A 2,764-nucleotide genomic window follows, 5' to 3' on the forward strand; every position below is an offset into this window, starting at 1 on the left:
GCCAAACTGGCCGAATGCAGTGCCGAATTCCTCTGTGTGCTGGGATTCATGCTCGACGGGCGACCCTTCTCGGTGGCGTGTGACGTGAGGCGCGCCTGGCCCTAATGGTGGCGCTTGATTAGTTTTGTACTGTACTGAGGCGGTTTCGACACGCCTTTTCTTCAAGCAAACGCACGTACTCGTGGGGCATTCCCGGATCTTCCGCGTGAAGGATTAGGAACGCCTTCCGAGTGCAGTGTGAGTATGCGACAACAACGTCAGGAGTAATTGTATTCATCACCGTACCGCCCTCGCCAAGTAGTAGCAGGGTACGGATCGCGTACCTTACTCTTGGCCCGCCCCCAATATTACAGTTGTTTTTGAGCCGTTCCCAACCGGCATGATGTGATTGAATCATTCACGTTTCTTCATGGGAATGAGCCGAATGGTACGCGATGCGCACCCTACCGGACTGATCCGGTTTCTATGAAGCGGCGAGCGCATCGCCGGGGTGGCGGTGGTCGATTGGCGGAGCCGGCATGGACGGCGGATCAGCTGCACACCGCCATGCGCTTCGGTCCGCCGAACGCGTCGATCATACCTCGCTCGGCAAGTTCGGGCTGGAACTCAAACTGTCCTCCTCCAGTCACGCCCGCACACTGATCGTCATGTCGCGGCGGGACGGCCTGACGGTCGGTCGGCGCTGGACGCTGACGGGAATCCGGCGTCACTGGGACTGCGACACCTTCGATGAGCGTCAGGCGGCGGCGCTGATCGATGCGCCCTAGTCGCCGCTAGACCTGCGGGCATCGGGAACGGTGGTGCTGTGGGACGACATCGGCAAGCTGCCAGTCTCCAGCTGGGGCTCCGCGACATACTCAATGCACTGTACCGGCGACTGGAACGGCATCTTGGTCTGCATTTCCATCGCTTCATCCAGTACAGCGTACTGAGAATTCGCATCGACCGGCAGGAGCAGGGGGGAGCCGGAGCACCATATCCGCACCACGGCGCCCGCGCTCGACCCTTTCGGGTACGCGGGCGCGCCCCTTGAAGGCGATCCGCGAACCTTCAGGATGCCTCTTGCCGGGGTCGGCGAGATTCCGCTCGACGGCCACCTCTGGCCACCCAACCGCGATCGACCGGAAGACCGGCTCGGCAACCGGGCGGCGGCGCGTCAGGGCTTCGATTTCGATTGCAACCACCGCCTGATCCAGGCCGGCGGCTGAAACGGGCTGGTGCAGAACGACGCCGAGCCACACGGTTCGCTGGCGCGCGTCCGGATCGATCCGCCGCCATCCTTCGGCGGCAGTTTCAGTTTCAATGTGCAGAAGTCATCCGTGATCGTACCACCAGGATTCGTCGTGCCCTGTTCGCCAGAGGCTACCGCTACCGCCTCCATGATCGCAAACTGCCCGGCTGCCCCGATATCGTGTTTCCCGGACGACGTACCTTGATGATGGTCCATGGGTGTTTCTGGCACGCGCACGGCTGACCTCTGCCCGTCATTCTTCAAACACGCCGTGACTTCTGGGAGAAAAAGCTCCAGGATAATCGGGAGCGTGACAGGCGTGCGTTAAGCGCTCTCATTGCGTCCGGCTGGCGCGTCATCATCGTTTGGGAATGCGCGTTGCGAGGAAGGATCTGACGTCCGTGATCGATGCCGTCTACAGCAATATAAGTTGAATAGATTTAGAATGACGGGGTGTATCATGAAACCTAATTGGTTATCAGACGCTCGGCTTATTCCTGATGAAATCATGAGCTATCTTCGGAAGATAGCCGTGAATGCGGTTAATGAAAAAGGCTATAGCCCAGAAGACGTCGTTGATATTCTTGGTCTCAGTCGTCGCTGTATTTATGATTGGATGAATCGCTTTCGCGAGCACGGGTACGATGGCCTTGACACCAAAAAAGCGCCCGGTGCAGAACCCGTTGTCACGAAAGCCATGGACGACTGGTTAAAAGAGACTGTTCTCAATTCGACGCCCGAAGATTTCGGATACGATACCAATCTCTGGACCTGTGATCTTTTAGCCGAGCTTCTCTCGAAGTATGATGGAGTTGATGTCATTGGCGAAACAGTGAATCATCACTTAAGGAACATGGATCTGAGTTGCCAAAAACCAGGTTATTTTCCGGCAGAACAGGATCCAGAGAAGGTTGAGCCGTTCTTGAACGTAGAATTCCCTAAAATTCAAAGGTTTGCTAATAAGATTGGGGCTGATATCGGATTCGAAGACGAATCGGCTGTCGATCTTCGCGAGCATTCCGGCAAAACCTGGGGTGCGCGTGGCGAAACGCCGAAAGTGTTCGTGACAGGGAAACGCGGTCGGTACAATATCTTATCGGTGGTGACCGCCAAGGGAGAATTAAAGTATCACGTCACCGAAAAACGCATTAATTCGAAGGAGTCTATTCAATTTCTTAAACAACTTTTGAAAGGTCGCAAACGTCCCCTGATTTTGATTGCTGATCGCGCTTCATTTCATACGTCGAAAGCGGTTCGAAGATTTGTTTGCTGTCATCGCAAACAAATCCGTCTTCATTATTTGCCAGCCTATAGCCCCGAGCACAATCCAGACGAGCATGTTTGGGAAGAAATCAAAGATAAACGGCTCGGGCGGCAACCCATCAAGAACAAGCTCGATTTGAAGAAAAGATTGCATTCGGCATTACGGTCATTGCAACAAAAAATAGCACGCGTGCGATCATTCTTTAAACTCCCAGAGACTCAATATGCGGCATGAATAGAAACGTCTGGATATCACATTAAATGGCTATA

Annotated in this window: 4 protein-coding genes; all 4 read left to right on the forward strand. The window is 54.8% G+C overall.

What is annotated here, in order from left to right; translation table 11 throughout:
• Positions 1 to 518: 518 nt before the first annotated feature.
• A complete protein-coding gene (locus tag QZY07_RS05905) occupies positions 519 to 767 on the forward strand; it encodes a hypothetical protein (protein ID WP_295400605.1) in 249 nt (82 codons plus the stop codon).
• Between the two features lie 288 nt (positions 768 to 1,055).
• Positions 1,056 to 1,208, forward strand: coding sequence for a hypothetical protein (locus QZY07_RS05910; protein WP_295400606.1), 153 nt, complete (start codon positions 1,056 to 1,058; stop codon positions 1,206 to 1,208).
• Positions 1,175 to 1,474, forward strand: coding sequence for a hypothetical protein (locus QZY07_RS27320; protein ID WP_363183792.1), 300 nt, complete (start codon positions 1,175 to 1,177; stop codon positions 1,472 to 1,474). Before QZY07_RS05910 ends, QZY07_RS27320 begins: the two co-directional genes overlap by 34 nt.
• 217 nt (positions 1,475 to 1,691) lie before the next feature.
• Positions 1,692 to 2,729 (forward strand): IS630 family transposase, encoded by a 1,038-nt coding sequence (locus QZY07_RS05915; protein ID WP_295400608.1) that lies wholly within the window; start codon positions 1,692 to 1,694, stop codon positions 2,727 to 2,729.
• The last annotated feature ends 35 nt before the right edge of the window (positions 2,730 to 2,764 follow it).

The sequence above is a fragment of the uncultured Thiocystis sp. genome (assembly GCF_903866365.1).
Taxonomy (GTDB): Bacteria; Pseudomonadota; Gammaproteobacteria; order Chromatiales; family Chromatiaceae; genus Chromatium.

What these genes read in the sequence shown, in the direction of transcription:
- QZY07_RS05905 (WP_295400605.1), top strand. Translation starts at nt 519, where the DNA reads ATGGACGGCGGATCAGCTGCACACCGCCATGCGCTTCGGTCCGCCGAA.
- QZY07_RS05910 (WP_295400606.1), top strand. Translation starts at nt 1,056, where the DNA reads ATGCCTCTTGCCGGGGTCGGCGAGATTCCGCTCGACGGCCACCTCTGG.
- QZY07_RS05915 (WP_295400608.1), top strand. Translation starts at nt 1,692, where the DNA reads ATGAAACCTAATTGGTTATCAGACGCTCGGCTTATTCCTGATGAAATC.